Origin of the sequence: Rhodococcus sp. 14-2496-1d (assembly GCF_002259365.1) — a bacterium.
Classification (GTDB): domain Bacteria; phylum Actinomycetota; class Actinomycetes; order Mycobacteriales; family Mycobacteriaceae; genus Rhodococcoides.
In genome coordinates this window covers 15,037-32,140 of the sequence record NZ_NPFV01000018.1, presented here as the reverse complement: position 1 = coordinate 32,140, position 17,104 = coordinate 15,037, and the positions used below count along the sequence as shown (strand labels likewise).

Sequence of the window (17,104 nt, the reverse complement as noted above, 5' to 3'; positions counted from 1 at the left end):
CTCAGTGACTCTCCGACATCCCGGCCCGCGTCTCGAGTTCGACGAGGATGCGCTCGGCGATCTTGGTCGGGGGCGGACCGATGTCGACGACGATGGCGTTCTCGTCGTCGCCCAGCGGCTCGAGGGTGGAGATCTGGGTGTCGAGCAGCGACGACGGCATGAAGTGGTCCATCCGTGCATTGAGGCGACCGCTGATCCGATCCTTCGTTCCGGCCAGGTGCACGAAGATCACTTCCGCCCCCTCCCTCGACCCGGCAGCCAGCACGTCCCGATACGTCCGCTTGAGCGCCGAGCACGTCACGATCCCCGATCGCCCCGTGGTGGTGTGGTCGGTGATCCATTCCGCGATCACGTCCAGCCACGGCCATCTGTCCTCGTCGGTCAGCGGCTGACCCGACGCCATCTTGGCCACGTTGGCGTCCGGGTGCAGGTCGTCGCCCTCCTGCAGGTCCCATTTCAGTGCACCTGCGAGGATGCCCGCCACCGTGGACTTGCCCGATCCGGACACTCCCATCACCACGAGTACCGGATGATGTGCTCTACCTGTCGTCTGCGATGCCATCCCTCGATACTGCTCCATCGCGCCCGCCTGGATCGGACAGACGCGAGAAACCGGGCAACCCGTGGGACGATCGACCGGACATGAGCGAGACCAACGACTTCCGCCAACTGCACGATTCGGTGCTCGACGAGCTCGGGCGCGACATCGTCAGCGGCGCGATCCCGAGCGGGACCCGAATCTCGGCAGACGACGTCGCCGTGCGGTTCACCGTGTCGCGGACCGTCGTGCGGGAAGTCGTGCGCGTTCTCGAGTCGCTGGGGTTGCTCACGGTGCGTCGTCGCGTCGGAATCACCGTGCAGGGCTCGGAGAACTGGAACTCACTCGACCCGGTGGTGATCCGCTGGCAACTGGCCGGGCCGGCTCGCGCCGAACAGTTGCTACTGCTCAGCGAATTGCGTTCGGGGATCGAACCTTTGGCAGCCAAGCTGGCCGCCCACCGAGCGACACCCGAGCAATGCGGGGCGTTGACCGCCGCCGTCATCGGAATGTCGTCGACGTCGAGAGCAGCCGACTCCGAGGCCTACCTCGAACACGACTGCAATTTTCATCGCACGCTGCTCGCGGCGTCGGGCAATCCGATGTTGCGATCGATGTCCGACATCGTGGTCGAGGTACTCGCCGGACGTACCCGCCATGCCCTGATGTCGAGGCAGGCCGACCCGGAGGCAATTCGTCTGCACGGGGTGGTCGCCTCGTCGATCCAGTCCGGTGACGCCGACGCCGCACAGCGAGCCATGTTGGCCATCGTCACCAAGTCAGCAGCATCGATGTCGGCGGCCTCGGGTGTGACGCCGTCGCCCGGTCTGGTGCCCGACCAGCAGTGATACACCGAGCGCACAAAGCCAGGTACGCCGAGGCGGGGTTCATCGCCTAGATTCGACGGGTGACTGCTCTCGAATTGCCGCTCGAACTTCGCCGCGCACTCGTTGGAGTAGCTCGGACTCCGCGTCTGCTCGTCGCGTCCGATTACGACGGCACCATGGCGCCGATCGTCTCCGACCCGCAGAAGGCGTTCCCACACCCCGAGTCGGTCAGCGCCATGCGCGGGCTCGCTTCCCTGGCCGGAACCAACGCCGCCGTCATCTCCGGACGCGCCCTGCGTGATCTCGCGATCCTCTCGCGGCTGCCGTCCGAGGTGCAGCTGGTAGGCAGCCACGGCAGCGAGTTCGACGCCGGGTTCGTCAACGCCATCGACGACAACGCCAAGAAGCTCCTCACCGTCATCACCGGCGAACTGCAGGCCATCGCCGACGCCCATCCAGGCGTGAGTATCGAGACCAAGCCGGCCAGCGTCGCGTTGCACGTCCGCAACGCCGAGACCGCCGCAGGCGACGAGGCCCTCGCGGCCGTGCGATCCGGCGCGGCTGCGCGGGACGGGGTGCAGGTCACCGAGGGCAAGTCCGTCATCGAGTTGGCGGTCATCGTCACCGACAAGGGCGTCGCGCTCGACATTCTTCGCCACCAGGAAGCCGCTACTGCCGCAGTCTTTTTCGGCGACGACGTCACCGACGAGAAGGCGTTCGGACACCTGCACGGGCCGGACATCGGCGTCAAGATCGGGCCGGGAGACACCCTGGCGGAGTTCCGCATCGACAGCACCGAGCAGGTCGCGCTCGCCCTGGCGTTTCTGCTCGAAGAGCGACGCCAGTGGCTCTCGGGAGCCGACGCCCCGCGTATCGAGCGACTGACGATGTTGGCCAGCCCCAATGCCGTTGCACTGCTGACCCCCGACGCCGACGTCACCTGGCTGTGTCACCCCGAACCCGATTCGGCAGCGGTGTTCGCGCACCTGCTCGGCGGCGATCAGGCCGGTCACTTCAGCGTCGGACCCACCCGTACATCGTTGCCGCTGAGCCAGCAATACGTGGACGGCACGATGACGGTGCAGACCAAGTGGGCCAGCCTGCAGGTCACCGACTACCTGCCGCACGACGTCGGCCAGGGTCAGACCGCTCTGACCCGCGTCATCACCGGCAAGGCCACCGCCGTGGTCACCTTCGCGCCGCGTCCGGAGTTCGGAAAGGCCTGGGCGTCACTGGAACCCGACGCCGACGGCCTACGCGTCCTCGGTACCGCGGATCCGATGGTGCTGCGTAGCCCCGGCGTCGTCTGGAACATCGTCTCCGATGGATCCCAGCAAACCGCGCACGCCGAGGTCGATCCCTCCAACGGACCGATCGTTCTCGAATTGCGGCTCGGAACGGATGATCTGAGCGAGCACCCGTGGGCCGAGGTGGAGCGTCGTCGGGCATCGGAGGCGTACTGGAAGGACTGGGCCGACGGCCTGGATCTGCCGCCGCTCAAGCGCGATCTGATGAAGCGATCGGCACTGACTCTGCGCGGACTGGTGCACGCCGAGTCCGGTTCGATCATGGCGGCCGCCACCACTTCGCTACCCGAAGATATCGGCGGAGTACGCAACTGGGACTACCGCTACTGCTGGCTGCGCGACGCGGCGCTGACGGCGGCAGCACTGGTCGACGTCGGCTCGACGGCCGAGGCCGAGAACTACCTGTCCTGGATCCACGGAGTACTCGAGTCGGTGTCGGGTCCCGAACGCCTGCACCCGCTGTACACCATCTGGGGCCTCGGCCTGCCACCCGAGGCCGTCATCGACGAGCTGCCCGGTTACGCCGGTTCGCGTCCGGTACGGGTGGGAAATGCTGCCAACCAACAGGTTCAGCTCGACGTGTTCGGCCCCATCGTCGAACTGGTGTCCGCCCTCGCCCATGCACGCAAGGCCGCAGGATCGGAACACGTTCTCTCCGAAGATGACTGGGAACTCGTCCGCGCCATGGTCGAAGCCGTCGAACGTCGCTGGTTCGAACCCGACCACGGTATCTGGGAGATCCGCGACAACCCCCGCCACCACGTCTACTCCAAGGTGATGGGCTGGATCACCGTCGATCGCGCCATCCGACTCGCCGAAACATTCGGCCGTGCGACGGAACCCGGCTGGGCACCTCTGCGCGAGACCATCCGAGAGGAAGTACTCGCCAACGGCTGGAACGAGGAGGTGCAGTCCTTCACCGCCGCGTACGACGGCACCGACCTCGACGCCGCGACCCTGTTCATCGGGCTGTCCGGACTGATCGACCCGGCCGACCCGCGCTTCGCAGCCACCGTCACCGCCACCGAAGCCGAACTGCGCAGCGGCTCGACCGTCTACCGCTACCGCCACGACGACGGACTCCCCGGCGGCGAAGGCGGCTTCCACCTGTGCGCGGCCTGGCTGGTGGAGGCATACCTTCTGGTGGGACAGCGCGCCGAAGCCGAAGCCCTGTTCGCCCAACTCGTCAGCGCCGCAGGCCCCACCGGACTGCTCAGTGAGGAATACGACCCCATCGCCGAACGATCCCTCGGCAACCATCCGCAGGCCTACAGTCACCTCGGTCTGCTGCGCTGCGCGAGATTGCTCAGCGACCAGCCTGCCTGACCTCCGCCCCGCCGCACCGCTCCGCTCCGCGTCAATGGACCATTGCATACGTCTGAGCAGTGCAATGGTCCATTCACCCACGGGGGTCCGCTGCGTGAATGGCACATTGCATACGTCTGAGCCGTGCAATGGTCCATTGACGCGAAGGCGAGCGGAGCGAGCGGCGGCGGCGGCGAAGGTCAGGCGATTGCGGGCGGTTGTTCCGGCGGCGGTCCAGCGGTTCGGCCGCGGAAGAGTTCGGTCGGCAGGGTTTCGGCGGCGACGATGCCCGAGTGCGAGGACGAGAGCACCAGTTTGCCCGCTCGACGGCCTTTTTCCTCGGCGTCCTGGCGCACGGTGGTGAGGTTCTCGCGGATGGCGTCGGAGATGCCGTCGAATCCGGTGACCGAGAGTTGGCTCGGCACATCGATTCCGGAGACTCTGGCGAAGTTGAGTGCCCCGAGGGCGATGACGTCGGTGGTGCAGAGCAGCGCGGTGGTTTCGCGGTTTGCCTGGAGGGCTTGGGCGGCGGCGGAGTGGCCGGAGCGCACGGTGTGGTCGAAGCGTTCGACGACGGTGAGGATGTCCGGGTCGAGTCCGGCGTCGATCATGGCGGCTTGGACTCCGGCGATGCGTTCACGCTGGACGTGGAAGTGACTGTCCGCCAACCGTCCCGGGGGTACGACGCCGTCGCGACGGTCGCGTCCGAGCCGCATGCACAGGACCGCGAGGTGCTCGTGTCCCTGCGAGATCAGATGTGCGGCAAGCATTTTCATTGCGCCGCGGTCGTCGATGGCGACGAGGGCGGCTTCGGGGATGTTGCGGGGTTGGTCGCAGACGACGATCGGCAGATGACGTTCGCGAACCGCAGCGAGGTACGGGTCGTCGTCGGCGACGGAGTAGACGACGAACCCGTCGACTCCGGCCTGTTGCACGACGGCGGCGGCCTGCACGTCGTCGCGTTCGGCACCGGCGGGGATGAGCAGTAGTCCCTGTCCGGCGGCCTCGCAGGATTCGGCGAGTCCGGCGAGGAAGCTCATCGCGGCGGGGTCGCGGAAGGAGTAGCTCAGCGCCTCGGTGAGGAGCAGTCCGATGGCGCCGGCCTTGCGGGTGCGCAGTGATCGCGCGACCGGGTCGGGGCCCGCGTAGCCGCGACGCTTGGCGGCCTGGAGGACGCGTTCGCGAAGTTCGGGGGAGAGCTGATCGGGTCGGTTGTAGGCGTTCGAGACGGTGGTGCGCGATACCTTCAGCTCGGCTGCGATCGACGCCAACGTCGCTTGACGTCGCGGTTCGCTCGACCTGGCCATAACCGGGACGTTAGTCCCACAACGCACCGCAGAGAAACTCGAGGTCGCCTTCGTCCGATTCGAACAAAGGCCAATCGAACGCTAGAGTACAACGGTAACGGTTTCCATTAGCGTCAAGCCTTGCCCTTCAGGAGTACATCGATGTCGTCCATCCGTCGCGCGTCCCGGACCAAACTCACGGCCGCACTCGGCCTGACCTGCGCCGCAGCCCTCACGCTCAGCGCATGCAGCTCAACCGACTCCGCGAGCACCGAGTCTGCCCCGGCCACCCCCGTCGACGGACCGATCACGATCGTCGCGTCGACGAACGTCTGGGGAAGCGTCGCGGAGGCAGTGGCGGGCAACCTGGCCACAGTGACCTCGCTCATCTCCGATCCCTCAGCCGATCCGCACTCCTACGAGGCCAGCCCGGCCGACGCCGCTGCCGTCGCCGAGGCGTCGCTCGTGGTCTACAACGGCGGCGGCTACGACCAGTTCATCGAGGACATCCTCGGATCCGAGGGCAAGGACGTGCCGTCGGTCGATGCGTACACCCTGCTCGACGAGAGCCACGATCACGAGTCCGAGCCCACCTCCGGCGACGCGACGGCCGAAGCAGAGGCAGAGGCAGAGGCAGCGGACGATCACGGCCATTCGCACGGCGAGGTCAACGAACACGTTTGGTACAACGCCGAGGTCGCAGCGCACACCGCCGAGGAGATCGCCGACAAGCTCGGTCAGCTCGACCCCGACAACGCTGCCCAGTACACCGCCAACGCCGAAACGTTCCACGAGCAGGTACACGGCATCACCGACGTGACGGCGAAGATCGCCGCCGATCACCCGGGCGCACCGGTGGCGCAGACCGAGCCGATCGCGCACTACCTGATCGAGGAATCCGAACTCGACGATCGCACTCCCGAGGACTTCAAGGACTCCATCGAGGAGGGCAACGACCCGTCGCCCGCTTCGATCGCCGCGACGCGTGATCTGTTCACCTCGAAGTCCGTCCGCGCTCTGATCTACAACATCCAGACCGAAGATGCTGTGACGCAGGATATTCGCTCCACGAGCGAGGCCGCGGGCATCCCCGTCGTCGAGGTCACCGAGACTCTGCCCGCCGGGATGACGTACATCGAGTGGCAGACCAAGGCAGCGACGGATCTGCAGGCCGCCCTCGCAACGGCCCCTTGAGCCGATCCGACTCCTGATCTCGGACCGGCTGATGGAAAGCTGTAGTACATGCCTGCTGTAGAACTGCGCGATGCCGGACTGGCGTTCGGCGAGCGCACGCTGTGGCAGAACCTGGACCTGACGGTCGAGAAGGGCGAGTTCGTCGCCGTTCTGGGCCCCAACGGATCGGGCAAGACGTCTCTGCTGAAGGTGCTGCTCGGTCAGAATCACCTCACATCCGGCACGGCCGCGATCGACGGCAATCCCGTCCGTCGCGGCCAGTCGGGCGTCGGCTACGTGCCCCAGCAACGAAACATCGACGACGATCTCCCCCTGCGCGGACGCGATCTCGTCGGGCTCGGCTGGGACGGTCATCGGTGGGGCATGGGCCTGCGCGGCATGCGGCAGCGCAAGGAGACGGTGCAGCGCGCGATCGATCAGGTCGACGCCAACTCCTTCGCCGGAGCGCCGGTCGGCTCGATGTCCGGCGGTGAACAGCAGCGGCTGCGTATCGCCCAGGCACTCGTCGGCGATCCGTCGGTCCTGCTGTGCGACGAACCCCTGCTCAGCCTCGACCTCGCCAACCAATCTCTGGTCTCGAGCCTCATCGATCGTCGACGACGGGAGCACGACACCGCAGTGCTGTTCGTGACCCACGAGATCAACCCGATCCTGCCGCTCGTCGATCGCATCGTCTACATCGTCGACGGCCGGTTCCGTATCGGAACGCCGGAGGAAGTCATGACCACCGAGGTGCTCTCCGAGCTCTACGGCACCGAAGTCGAGGTACTGAAAGTTCGCGGCCGGCTCATCGTCGTCGGCACCGGCGACTCGATCGACGCGCTCGGCTCGGCAGGAGCCCACCATCCACCCGTGCCGCACGACAGAGAAGACAAGGCATGAACGAGAAGGTTCTCGACGCATTCTCGAAGATGCTCGACTTCGACACCACCGCAAATCTGCTGACCTACGACTTCGTCCAGCAGGCACTGCTCGCCGCCGCGATCCTCGGATTGCTCGCAGGCGCACTCGGTCCGCTGATCGTCAGCCGCCAGTGGGCGTTCGCGGTGCACGGATCGAGTGAGCTCTCGCTCACCGGTGCCTCCGCGGCACTGCTCGTCGGCATCACCGTCGGCCTCGGAGCCATCGTCGGGTCCGTGGTCGCGGCGGTCATGTTCGCCCTGCTCGGCAGCAAGGCCCGCGACCGCGACTCGGTCATCGGCGTGATCATGTCCTTCGGTCTCGGCCTGTCGGTGCTGTTCATCTGGCTCTACCCGGGCCGAACCGGCACCAGCTTCTCGCTGCTCATCGGACAGATCGTCGGCGTCGGACAGAGCGGTATTCAGCTCCTGCTGGTGTGCGCGGTCCTGGTGTTGATCGTCCTCACCGTGGTCTACCGTCCGTTGCTGTTCGCCAGCACCGACCCCGAGGTGGCGCTGGCCCGCGGCGTCCCCGTCCGCGCACTCTCGGTGGTGTTCGCCGTGCTCGTCGGTGTCGCCTGTGCGCTCGGTGTGCAGATCGTCGGCGCGCTGCTGGTGCTCTCGCTGCTCATCACCCCGGCCGCTGCCGCCGCCCGGGTGACGGCAAGCCCGCTGAAGGCGACGCTGCTGTCGATCGTCTTCGCCGAGATCGCCGCCGTCGGCGGCATCCTGCTCTCCCTTGCTCCCGGCCTGCCGGTCTCGACGTTCGTCACCACCATCTCCTTCGTGATCTACCTCGTGTGCCGCGCGATCGGCGGAACCCGCAAGGCCAATTCCGGACGACTGGTCGCCGCCTAGGATGTCGAGGGTGTCCATCGACCTCAACGCCGATCTCGGCGAGAGCTACGGTGCGTGGACTCTCGGCGACGACGACGCGATGCTCGCCCTGGTCTCGAGCGCCAACGTTGCGTGCGGCTTCCATGCCGGTGATCCCACCACTCTGCTGCGGACGTGCCGCTCGGCCGCGACAGCGGCGGTACGAATCGGAGCGCAGGTGGGCTACCACGACCTCGCCGGGTTCGGCAGGCGCTTTCTCGACGTCTCCCCCGCCGACCTGAACGCCGACGTGATCTATCAGATCGGCGCACTCGACGGCCTCGCTCGAGCCTCCGGTTCGGCCGTCGCCTACGTCAAACCGCACGGTGCGCTGTACAACGCGATCGTGCACCACCGCGGCCAGGCAAAGGCCGTGGTCGACGCCGTTCTCGCCTACGACCCCACGCTGCCGGTGCTCGGCCTGCCCGGCTCGGTGTTCCTCGAGGAAGCCGAACGAGCCGGACTGCGCACTGTCGCAGAGGCTTTCGCCGACCGCGCCTACACCCCGCAGGGGGCGCTCGTCTCGCGCTCGGAACCCGGTGCCGTACTGTCCGATCCCGACGCCGTTGCCCAGCGCGTGTTGACCATGATCACGGACGGCACCGCCGTTGCCGTGGACGGCTCGACCATTGACGTCCGGGCGGAGTCGATCTGTCTGCACGGCGACTCCCCCGGCGCGGTCGCGATGGCCGCGGCCGTATCGAACCTGTTGCGCGCCAACGGTATCGACATCTCCGCATTCGTCCGATGAGGATTCACCCGGCCGGTGAGGACGCACTGCTGGTCGAATTCGACGGGCTGGACGAGACGATGGCGTACTACCGCTCTCTGACGGCCGACCCACCCGCGGCGGTCGTGGATCTGGTACCAGCCGCACGCACGGTCCTGGTGATGTTCGACGGGCCGAAGCAGCCGGTTCTGGACTGGATCGCGGCCACCGAACCCGCAGTCACGACCACAGACGACCGGTCCGACACCGTGACGATCTCGGTGGTCTACGACGGCGAGGACCTGAACGAGGTCGCCCGACTGACCGGCCTGTCCACCGCCGACGTCGTTGCCGCCCATGTCGATCAGACGTGGACCGTTGCGTTCGGCGGCTTCGCACCCGGCTTCGGCTATCTCGTCGGCACCGACGCACGACTGCATGTTCCGCGGCGCACGTCGCCGCGCACCAGCGTTCCGGCCGGTTCGGTGGGCCTGGCGGGTGAGTTCTCGGGCATCTATCCGCGCTCCTCCCCCGGCGGGTGGCAACTGATCGGACGCACCGACGCTCGGTTGTGGGATCTCGACCGCGATCCACCCGCGCTGCTGCGGCCCGGCACCATCGTCCGATTCGAGCAGGCATGAGAGCCCTGACCGTTCTGCAGACGGGACCACTGTGCACCGTCCAGGATCGCGGACGACCCGGATTCGCGTCGATCGGCGTCGGTCGCTCCGGTGCCGCAGACCGACTCTCGCACGATGCCGCGAACCGGTTGGTGGGCAACGACTCCGACGCCGCCACACTGGAAGCGACCTTCGGTGGCCTGAATCTGCGCGCCGAGTTCGACGCTCTCGTGGCCGTCACCGGGGCGCAGGTGAACTGCCGCGTGGACGGCACAGAGCAGGGACTGTTCTCGACCATCACCCTCAGAGCCGGACAGACACTGGAATTGTCCGCGCCCACATGGGGTCTGCGCAGCTACGTTGCCGTGCGGGGTGGGATCGACGTTCCGGCAGTCCTGGGCAGTCGGTCGACGGACACGATGTCGGGCATCGGCCCGGCCCCACTCTCTCCCGGCGATGTTCTGAACGTCGGCAACGGCAGCGCCGAATGGCCGGCTGCAGATTTCGTGCCGCCGCCCACGCTCCACGAGACATTGCACGTGAAGTTCGGGCCGCGTGACGGCTGGTTCACCGAGCACGCCTCGAAGACACTGGTGCAGCAGCCGTGGACGGTCACACCGGACACCGATCGCGTCGGGATCAGGCTCGACGGATCCGAGCCCCTGGCCCGCGCAATCGACGGTGAGTTGTCCAGTGAAGGAATGGTTCTCGGATCTCTGCAGGTTCCCCCGTCAGGGAAGCCCGTGCTGTTTCTCGCCGACCATCCCGTCACAGGCGGATATCCGGTGATCGCCGTCGTCACCGCAGCCGACGTGTCCGTGGCCGCGCAGTTGACCCCCGGCACTCGGGTGCGCTTCCGCGCTATCGGTTGATTCCGGCAGCGGCGGGACAGATTTCACGAATGCTGCGTCGCAACGCATCGGACATCCGGTCGGGCAGTCCGAGCGGACGAACCATGGCATCGGCCTGGTGGAACAGGTGCGTCCATCCGTCGATCAGCTCGATGTCGCGATCGGCGGCGTAGGCCTCGGCGGCGTTGCGCATGTCGGAGTAGACGAAGTCGTACACCGTTGCCGTCGGTGCCAGTTCACCTGTGCCCCAGGCGAGCTGATCCTCCGAGCCGTCTCGTCCGATGGGCGTCGCATTGATCACCAGGTCGTAGGAGCCCAGATCCACTGCTCGATCCGACCAGTCGACGACCGCGACGGAACCGTCGTACCCGTCGAGTTCGGCGACGAGAGCCGCCGCTGCACGACGGTCGACATCCGAGACCACCAGCCTGTCGATGCGGGCGTGCAAGGCGAATGCCGCAGCATGCGCGGCACCACCGGCTCCGAGCAGAAGTACCGATCCGAAGGTACGTCCCGCGGTCGCGGCTCGGACCGCCGCGATGTCGGTGTTCATGGCGAACAGCGCACCCGAACGCAGGAACAGCAGATTCGCCACCCCCGAGACCGTCACATCCGGATCGGCCTCGTCGGCAACCGTTGCGGCCCAGTGCTTCCAAGGCATCGTCACGTTCGCAGCATCGGTGCGGCCGCCCCGGAGAGCCTTCTCGACGTCGGGTAGGCCGGCGGCGTCGACGACCTCCCAGGCGTCGTAACTGGACGAGACCTCGGCGATCTCGAACGCACGCGTCCACAGCGCGGGTGACATCGCGGTGGACGCGTGCGAACCGACCAGGGTCAGCGAGCTCATACCGACTTCGAGACACGCTCTGCAACAACACCTTCTGCTGCAGGAGTCTGTACAGAGACGGACGTGACGTCGGAGGAACCCATGTTCTTCATCAGCGCTGCGACCACGGCCGAGATGATGCATCCCAGGGCCAGGTACGCCGCGACGTAGTGCCAGGAGCCGTCGTTCCAGCTCACCAGAGCGGCCGCGATGAACGGGGTGAAGCCACCGGCGATCGCGCTGGCGACCTGATAGCCCACACCGGCACCGCTGTAGCGCAGTTCCGGGCCGAACATCTCGGTGAACAGGGGCTGCTGCACCGAGACCACCATGTCGTGCGAGACGTTGACCAGGATGACGGCGAGGATCACGATGGCGACCACCGAGGCCGCTTGCAGGGAGAGGAAGAACGGCACGGCAGCCAGTGCGCCCACGACGGCACCGGTGACGAAGATCGGCTTGCGGCCGAAGCGGTCGGCGACCGCCGCGTAGGCCGGGATGCTGAGGATGCCGATGGCACCGACCAGCAGCGCGACGTTGAGCATGAACTGGCGCTCGTAGCCCAGTTCGTTGACGGTGTAGCTGAGTGCGAAGGTGGTGACGATGTACATGGTGAACAGCTCGGCCATGCGCAGCGAGATGATCTTGAGGAACGAACCGGGGTGCTCGGTGATCGCCTGGATGACCGGTAGCTTCTTCTTCTCACCGCTCTCCTCGACTGCCTGCTCGAACACGGGCGATTCCTCGACACCGGATCGGATCCACAGGCCGAACAGTACGAGCACCGCGCTGGCCAGGAACGGTACGCGCCAGCCCCAGCTGGTGAAGGCGTCGTCGCTGAGCAGGTTGCTCATGATGGTGACCGCGCCGGTGGCGAGGATGAGGCCGACGGAGTAGCCGACCTGGACGCCACTGCTGTAGAACGCCTTCTTCTTCGCCGGCGCACTCTCGACGGCCATCAGCGATGCTCCGCCCCATTCGCCGCCGACGGCGAAGCCCTGGATCGCGCGCAGCAGCACCAGCAGCAGCGGCGCGAACCAGCCGATGGACTCGAAGTTGGGAACCAGACCGATCAGGGCCGTTGCGACGCCCATCAGCAACATGGTCCAGATCAGCATCCGCTTGCGTCCGAGGCGGTCACCGAAGTGGCCGAAGAAGATTCCGCCGAGGGGCCGGAAGAGGAAACCGACACCGAAGGTCGCGAACGCGGCCATCACGCCCACTGCGGGCGAGACGCTCGGAAAGAACTGGGAGTTGAACACCAGCGCGGCGATGATGCCGTACAGCAGGAAGTCGTACCACTCGACCACGGCACCGACGAAGCTGCCGATGGCAGCTTTCCGTGCTCTGGATCCGTCCGCGACTGCGACGTCAACGTTCACTTGTCGGCCCTTCGATTTTGTGCGCATCGCGCACAGTTGTTTGTTATTCGCACAACTGTAGCCAGAGGCGGCTCTTGTGGTCAAGACCACAAGCACGGAGCGGTGTGATGCAGCGCGATCAGGGCGATGAGGCAGACTCGAACCATGACGGCCGAGATCGCCCCCGACGACCAACGCCCCGCCTGGTTCGTGCAGTCACTCGAACGAGGCCTGAGCGTGCTGCAGTGCTTCGACGACGCACATCCCGCCCGCACTCTGACCGAGGTCGCCGGGGCCGTCGGAGTCACACGAGCTACGGCCCGCCGACTGCTGCTGACGCTGGCCGAACTGGGATTCGTCCGCCAGGACGGCCGTCGGTTCACCCTCACCCCACGAGTGATGAACCTGGGCTTCACGTTCCTGTCCGGAATGGACCTGCCGCGTCTGGCCGAACCCCACATCGAAACGCTCGCACGACAATTGGGCGAAACGACTTCGGTGGCGATCCTCGACGGATTCGACATCGTCTACGTCGCGCGCGTTCCGTCGTCGCGCATGCTGCGGGTCGTCATCACATTGGGCACTCGATTCCCCGCGCACGCAACGTCTTCGGGTCGAGTGCTGCTCGCAGCGCTGCCCGAGAGCGAGCTGGAGCGTTACTTCGCCGACGCGCCCATCGAAGCCCTCACCCCGCGCACGCTCGTCGATCGAGACGCACTACGTGCCGAGATCGACCGAGTGCGCGCAGCCGGGTGGTCCGAGGTGGTCGACGAACTGGATGTCGGAATGCGTGCTGCTGCAGTGCCTTTGCGGAACAGCAACGGCACCGTCGTGGCTGCGCTGAACACGTCACTGCACGCGAGGAATTACACCAATACCGACATGGTCCAGACCGTGATCCCGGCGATGCACGACACCGCCGCCCGCATCAGAACCTAGGTCTACCCGCGGCGTTGCCGAGCGATGTCGGCCAGCACGACGCCTGCGGCGACGGACGCGTTGAGCGATTCCACCGGCCCCGCCATCGGGATCGACAGAATGTGATCGCAGGTCTCGCTGACCAGACGCGACAGGCCCTTGCCCTCGGAACCGACGACGATGACGACCGGCCCCTTACCGTCGAAGGTGTCGAGTTCGGTGTCGCCGCCCGCGTCGAGACCGACGACGGTGACACCCTTGGACTGCCAATCCTTCAGTGTGCGAGTCAGATTCACTGCTCGCGCGATGGGCAGGCGAGCTGCGGCACCGGCACTGGTTCGCCATGCCACTGCCGACACGCTCGCGCTGCGCCGCTGCGGAATCACCACGCCGTGACCGCCGAAGGCAGCCACCGAACGCACGACGGCACCGAGGTTGCGCGGATCGGTGATGTTGTCGAGAGCCACGAGCAGAGCCGGCTCCTGGTGCGTGCGTGCGTTCGAGATCAGATCGTCGGGGTGCGCGTAGCGGTACGGCGGCACCTGCAGGGCCAGGCCCTGGTGCAATCCGTTGGCGCTGAGCTTGTCCAGATCCGAGCGAGGAACTTCGAGGATGGAGATCCGCGCATCGCCTGCGCGCTGCACGGCTTCCTTGAGGCGATCGTCGCTGTCGGTACCGACGGCAACCCACAGTGCGGTGGCGGGCACGCCTGCCCGCAGGCACTCGACGACCGGGTTGCGGCCCAATACCACCTCGGGACCGTCTTCGGCCTTGCGTCCGGCCGGCCTGCCACCCGCGCGGCCACCGGTGCTGCCGCCACGATTCTGCGCGGACTTCTCGGCGAGCTTGGCCCGACGCGCGGCGGGATGCTTGGTGCGCTCGGAGGCGGGAGGCGTCGCCCCACGACCCTCGAGGCCCTTACGACGCTTGCCGCCGGAACCGGCGACCTGCCCCTTCTTGGTGCCGTCCTTGCGGATCGCGCCGCGCCTACTCGAATTGCCTGCCATCACAAACCTGCTTCGTCGGTCTTGCTCGTACCCAGCGACCATTCGGGCCCGTTGGGTGTATCTGTCACGTCGACTCCGGCCTTCGCCAGTCGTGTCCGTATGTCGTCGGCAGTGGCCCAGTCCTTGGCCGCCTTCGCCGATGCTCGACGCTCCAGCTCGGCCTCGACCAACACGCCGAGAGCGCCGAGGGCGGCCGAGTCGGAACCGCTGTCGCGACTCCAATGCGGATCGAGCGGATCGACACCGAGGATGTCGAGCATCGCTCGCACGCTGCCCGCGTACTCCGCCGCAGCCGGTAGATCGCCGGACTCGAGTGCTGTGTTGCCGAGTGTGACGGTGGCGTGAATCTCGGCCAACGCCTTGGGAACTCCGAGGTCGTCGTCGAGGGCCTCGGCGAACCCGGCGGTCCACTTGCCCATCGGTACCTCACCGGCACGTTCGACGGCTCGACGGACGAACCCTTCGATACCCCGGTACGTCACGGCGGCGGTCTCGAGAGCGGTGTCGGAGTACTCGAGCATCGACCGATAGTGCGCACCACCGAGGTAGAACCGAAGCTCTTGCGGCCGAACCCTCTCGAGTACGTTCGGTACCGAGAGAACGTTGCCGAGAGACTTCGACATCTTCTCCCCGCCCATCGTCACCCACCCGTTGTGCAGCCAGTACTGCGAGAAGCCGTCACCGGCCGCCATGGACTGCGCCCGCTCGTTCTCGTGGTGCGGGAACACCAGATCGAGGCCGCCGCAATGGATGTCGAACTCCGAGCCGAGGTAGTTCTCTGCCATCGCCGAGCATTCGAGATGCCAGCCCGGGCGGCCGGGACCCCACGGCGTCGGCCACGACGGCTCGCCGGGCTTCGCGCCCTTCCACAGCGTGAAGTCGCGGGGATCACGCTTGCCCTCGGCGACGCTCTCGCCCTGGTGCACGTCGTCGAGCTTGTGCCCGGACAGTGCGCCGTAGCTCGGGAAGCTCTGCACGTCGAAGTAGACGTCACCGCACGAATCGGCGTAGGCGTGGCCGCGTTCGATCAGGCGCTCGATCATCTGCACCATCTGGGTGATGTGCCCGGTCGCGCGCGGCTCCGCCGACGGCGGCAGCACCCCGAGCCGGTCGTACGCCCAGGTGAAGGACCGCTCGTAGGTCGCGGCCCACTCCCACCACGGACGGCCTGCGTCGCGTGCCTTGTTGAGGATCTTGTCGTCGATGTCGGTGACGTTGCGTACGAACGCCACGTCGTAATCGTGCGCCAGCAACCAGCGGCGCAGTACGTCGAAGGCGACGCCGCTGCGCACGTGGCCGATATGCGGTTCGCCCTGCACCGTCGCCCCACACAGGTACACCGATACATGGCCAGGGACCAAGGGGGTGAATTCCCGCAGGGCCCTCGTCTCGGTGTCATGCAGGCGAAGGGTCACGACCAGCAATGCTACCGGTGGTTTTACCTCGTCATGACAAGTGCGGTCGCGATGGCCGCGATTCCTTCACCACGACCGGTCAACCCCAGCCCGTCGGTGGTGGTCGCAGACACCGATACCGGCGCACCGAGCACCCGCGAAAGAACTTCCTGAGCCTCGACACGGCGCGGTCCGATCTTGGGCCGATTGCCGATGATCTGCACCGCGGCGTTGCCGATCGCGAAACCGTCCTCGTCGAGCAGCCGCTTGACCTCGGTCAACATGGCGGCTCCACTGACCCCGTCCCATTCCGGACGCCCGGTCCCGAACACCGATCCGAGATCGCCCAGTCCCGCCGCGGACAGCAATGCGTCGCACAGGGCGTGCGAGGCCACGTCGCCGTCGGAATGCCCGTCGAGTCCGTCCGCATCGGTGAACAGCAAACCCGCCAGCCAACAGGGCCGACCGGGAGCGATGGGATGGACGTCGGTTCCGATGCCGACTCTCATAGCGCGCCTCTCACAGCAGAGCCTGTGCCAGTAGTAGGTCGTGTGGAGTGGTGATCTTGAACGCGAGTGCGTCGCCGACGATGGAGTGCACCGTCTCGCCGATGCGCTCGACGAGGCCCGCGTCGTCGGTGGAGATGTCGGATGCGGCGTCGTACGCCCGGCGCAGGACGTCGGCGTCGAATCCCTGCGGAGTCTGCACCGAGCGCAGACTCGCGCGGTCCGGGGTACCGACCACCGCGCCCATGATGTCGACTTCCTTGATGGTGTCGACGACCGGGAGGACGGGGATGACGGCGGAGCGTCCGGCTCGCACCTCGGCCACGACGCGGGCGATCAGCGTCGGTGGGGTGAGGGCACGGGCTGCGTCGTGGACCAGTACGACGGCTGCATCGCCGACAGCGGCCAGACCGGCGCGCACCGAATCGGTGCGCTCGAGCCCTCCGGCCACGACGACGACGTCGTCGCCGACATGACGACGGGCCGCGTCGAGCAGCTCGGCCGGCACGATGACGACGATGCGATCGACGGCCCCCGAGGCCCGAAGACCGTCCACGGACCGTGTCAGGAGAGAATCGGTGCCCAGACAGACGAATGCCTTCGGCTCGTCGTGTCCGAGCCGAAGGCCTTTGCCTGCTGCGGGTACCAGGGCGACCACGTCGCCGGAAGTACCGTTCACT

General features: G+C 66.8%; 17 protein-coding genes. 9 read left to right on the top strand and 8 right to left on the bottom strand.

From position 1 onward, the window contains the following. Position 1 precedes the first annotated feature (1 nt). Positions 2–562, bottom strand: a complete 561-nt coding sequence (locus CH296_RS13615) for a gluconokinase (protein WP_032397181.1) — start codon at positions 560–562, stop codon at positions 2–4. A gap of 80 nt (positions 563–642) precedes the next feature. Here CH296_RS13615 and CH296_RS13610 point away from each other — a divergent pair, with 80 nt between their 5' ends. Then, a complete protein-coding gene (locus tag CH296_RS13610; protein WP_032397182.1) occupies positions 643–1,386 on the top strand; it encodes a FadR/GntR family transcriptional regulator in 744 nt (247 codons plus the stop codon). A 59-nt stretch (positions 1,387–1,445) separates the two neighbouring features. Further along, complete coding sequence (gene otsB / locus CH296_RS13605) at positions 1,446–3,998, top strand: trehalose-phosphatase (protein WP_094685012.1); 2,553 nt, start codon at positions 1,446–1,448, stop codon at positions 3,996–3,998. 179 nt (positions 3,999–4,177) lie between these two features. On the opposite strand, the gene CH296_RS13600 is transcribed toward otsB, so the two are convergent. Continuing rightward, positions 4,178–5,284, bottom strand: coding sequence for a LacI family DNA-binding transcriptional regulator (locus CH296_RS13600; RefSeq protein WP_032397184.1), 1,107 nt, complete (start codon positions 5,282–5,284; stop codon positions 4,178–4,180). 141 nt (positions 5,285–5,425) lie between these two features. Between CH296_RS13600 and CH296_RS13595 the strand changes: the two genes are divergently transcribed. The 6 genes from CH296_RS13595 to CH296_RS13570 are packed head-to-tail and all read left to right on the top strand — an operon-like array spanning position 5,426 to position 10,433. Then, positions 5,426–6,457, top strand: coding sequence for a metal ABC transporter solute-binding protein, Zn/Mn family (locus tag CH296_RS13595; RefSeq protein ID WP_094646755.1), 1,032 nt, complete (start codon positions 5,426–5,428; stop codon positions 6,455–6,457). Positions 6,458–6,505: 48 nt separating this feature from the next. Then, complete coding sequence (locus CH296_RS13590; protein ID WP_032397185.1) at positions 6,506–7,339, top strand: metal ABC transporter ATP-binding protein; 834 nt, start codon at positions 6,506–6,508, stop codon at positions 7,337–7,339. Next, complete coding sequence (locus CH296_RS13585; RefSeq protein WP_032397186.1) at positions 7,336–8,214, top strand: metal ABC transporter permease; 879 nt, start codon at positions 7,336–7,338, stop codon at positions 8,212–8,214. Before CH296_RS13590 ends, CH296_RS13585 begins: the two co-directional genes overlap by 4 nt. A 1-nt stretch (position 8,215) precedes the next feature. Then, positions 8,216–8,983 (top strand): LamB/YcsF family protein, encoded by a 768-nt coding sequence (locus tag CH296_RS13580; RefSeq protein ID WP_094685010.1) that lies wholly within the window; start codon positions 8,216–8,218, stop codon positions 8,981–8,983. Continuing rightward, positions 8,980–9,582, top strand: a complete 603-nt coding sequence (gene pxpB, locus CH296_RS13575; protein ID WP_094685008.1) for a 5-oxoprolinase subunit PxpB — start codon at positions 8,980–8,982, stop codon at positions 9,580–9,582. Before CH296_RS13580 ends, pxpB begins: the two co-directional genes overlap by 4 nt. Continuing rightward, the gene (locus tag CH296_RS13570) at positions 9,579–10,433 is read left to right on the top strand and encodes a biotin-dependent carboxyltransferase family protein (RefSeq protein ID WP_094685006.1); all 855 of its coding nucleotides are present in this window, start codon (positions 9,579–9,581) and stop codon (positions 10,431–10,433) included. Before pxpB ends, CH296_RS13570 begins: the two co-directional genes overlap by 4 nt. Here CH296_RS13570 and CH296_RS13565 read toward each other — a convergent pair. After that, complete coding sequence (locus CH296_RS13565; protein ID WP_094685004.1) at positions 10,423–11,259, bottom strand: shikimate dehydrogenase; 837 nt, start codon at positions 11,257–11,259, stop codon at positions 10,423–10,425. The genes CH296_RS13570 and CH296_RS13565 overlap by 11 nt on opposite strands. Beyond that, positions 11,256–12,620, bottom strand: coding sequence for a shikimate transporter (gene shiA, locus CH296_RS13560; RefSeq protein ID WP_256980446.1), 1,365 nt, complete (start codon positions 12,618–12,620; stop codon positions 11,256–11,258). Before shiA ends, CH296_RS13565 begins: the two co-directional genes overlap by 4 nt. A gap of 144 nt (positions 12,621–12,764) precedes the next feature. Here shiA and CH296_RS13555 point away from each other — a divergent pair, with 144 nt between their 5' ends. After that, the gene (locus CH296_RS13555) at positions 12,765–13,538 is read left to right on the top strand and encodes an IclR family transcriptional regulator C-terminal domain-containing protein (protein WP_094685001.1); all 774 of its coding nucleotides are present in this window, start codon (positions 12,765–12,767) and stop codon (positions 13,536–13,538) included. Between the two features lie 2 nt (positions 13,539–13,540). On the opposite strand, the gene rlmB is transcribed toward CH296_RS13555, so the two are convergent. Genes rlmB through ispD form a run of 4 tightly spaced genes read right to left on the bottom strand, consistent with a single transcriptional unit; the run spans position 13,541 to position 17,103 of the window. After that, positions 13,541–14,524 (bottom strand): 23S rRNA (guanosine(2251)-2'-O)-methyltransferase RlmB, encoded by a 984-nt coding sequence (gene rlmB / locus CH296_RS13550; protein ID WP_032397190.1) that lies wholly within the window; start codon positions 14,522–14,524, stop codon positions 13,541–13,543. Beyond that, complete coding sequence (gene cysS / locus CH296_RS13545; RefSeq protein ID WP_032397416.1) at positions 14,524–15,939, bottom strand: cysteine--tRNA ligase; 1,416 nt, start codon at positions 15,937–15,939, stop codon at positions 14,524–14,526. The genes rlmB and cysS overlap by 1 nt, the downstream gene beginning before the upstream one ends. Before the next feature lie 23 nt (positions 15,940–15,962). Next, the gene (ispF, locus tag CH296_RS13540) at positions 15,963–16,427 is read right to left on the bottom strand and encodes a 2-C-methyl-D-erythritol 2,4-cyclodiphosphate synthase (RefSeq protein ID WP_032397191.1); all 465 of its coding nucleotides are present in this window, start codon (positions 16,425–16,427) and stop codon (positions 15,963–15,965) included. Positions 16,428–16,437: 10 nt separating this feature from the next. Then, positions 16,438–17,103 carry a 2-C-methyl-D-erythritol 4-phosphate cytidylyltransferase gene (gene ispD, locus CH296_RS13535; RefSeq protein WP_032397192.1) on the bottom strand — a complete coding sequence of 222 codons (666 nt, stop codon included), beginning with the start codon at positions 17,101–17,103 and terminating at the stop codon, positions 16,438–16,440. Between the last annotated feature and the right edge of the window lies 1 nt (position 17,104).

Coding starts and splice junctions, on each gene's coding strand:
- CH296_RS13615 (WP_032397181.1), bottom strand. CDS start 562: ATGGCATCGCAGACGACAGGTAGAGCACATCATCCGGTACTCGTGGTG.
- CH296_RS13610 (WP_032397182.1), top strand. CDS start 643: ATGAGCGAGACCAACGACTTCCGCCAACTGCACGATTCGGTGCTCGAC.
- CH296_RS13600 (WP_032397184.1), bottom strand. CDS start 5,284: ATGGCCAGGTCGAGCGAACCGCGACGTCAAGCGACGTTGGCGTCGATC.
- CH296_RS13595 (WP_094646755.1), top strand. CDS start 5,426: ATGTCGTCCATCCGTCGCGCGTCCCGGACCAAACTCACGGCCGCACTC.
- CH296_RS13590 (WP_032397185.1), top strand. CDS start 6,506: ATGCCTGCTGTAGAACTGCGCGATGCCGGACTGGCGTTCGGCGAGCGC.
- CH296_RS13585 (WP_032397186.1), top strand. CDS start 7,336: ATGAACGAGAAGGTTCTCGACGCATTCTCGAAGATGCTCGACTTCGAC.
- CH296_RS13580 (WP_094685010.1), top strand. CDS start 8,216: ATGTCGAGGGTGTCCATCGACCTCAACGCCGATCTCGGCGAGAGCTAC.
- pxpB (WP_094685008.1), top strand. CDS start 8,980: ATGAGGATTCACCCGGCCGGTGAGGACGCACTGCTGGTCGAATTCGAC.
- CH296_RS13570 (WP_094685006.1), top strand. CDS start 9,579: ATGAGAGCCCTGACCGTTCTGCAGACGGGACCACTGTGCACCGTCCAG.
- CH296_RS13565 (WP_094685004.1), bottom strand. CDS start 11,259: ATGAGCTCGCTGACCCTGGTCGGTTCGCACGCGTCCACCGCGATGTCA.
- CH296_RS13555 (WP_094685001.1), top strand. CDS start 12,765: ATGACGGCCGAGATCGCCCCCGACGACCAACGCCCCGCCTGGTTCGTG.
- rlmB (WP_032397190.1), bottom strand. CDS start 14,524: ATGGCAGGCAATTCGAGTAGGCGCGGCGCGATCCGCAAGGACGGCACC.
- ispF (WP_032397191.1), bottom strand. CDS start 16,427: ATGAGAGTCGGCATCGGAACCGACGTCCATCCCATCGCTCCCGGTCGG.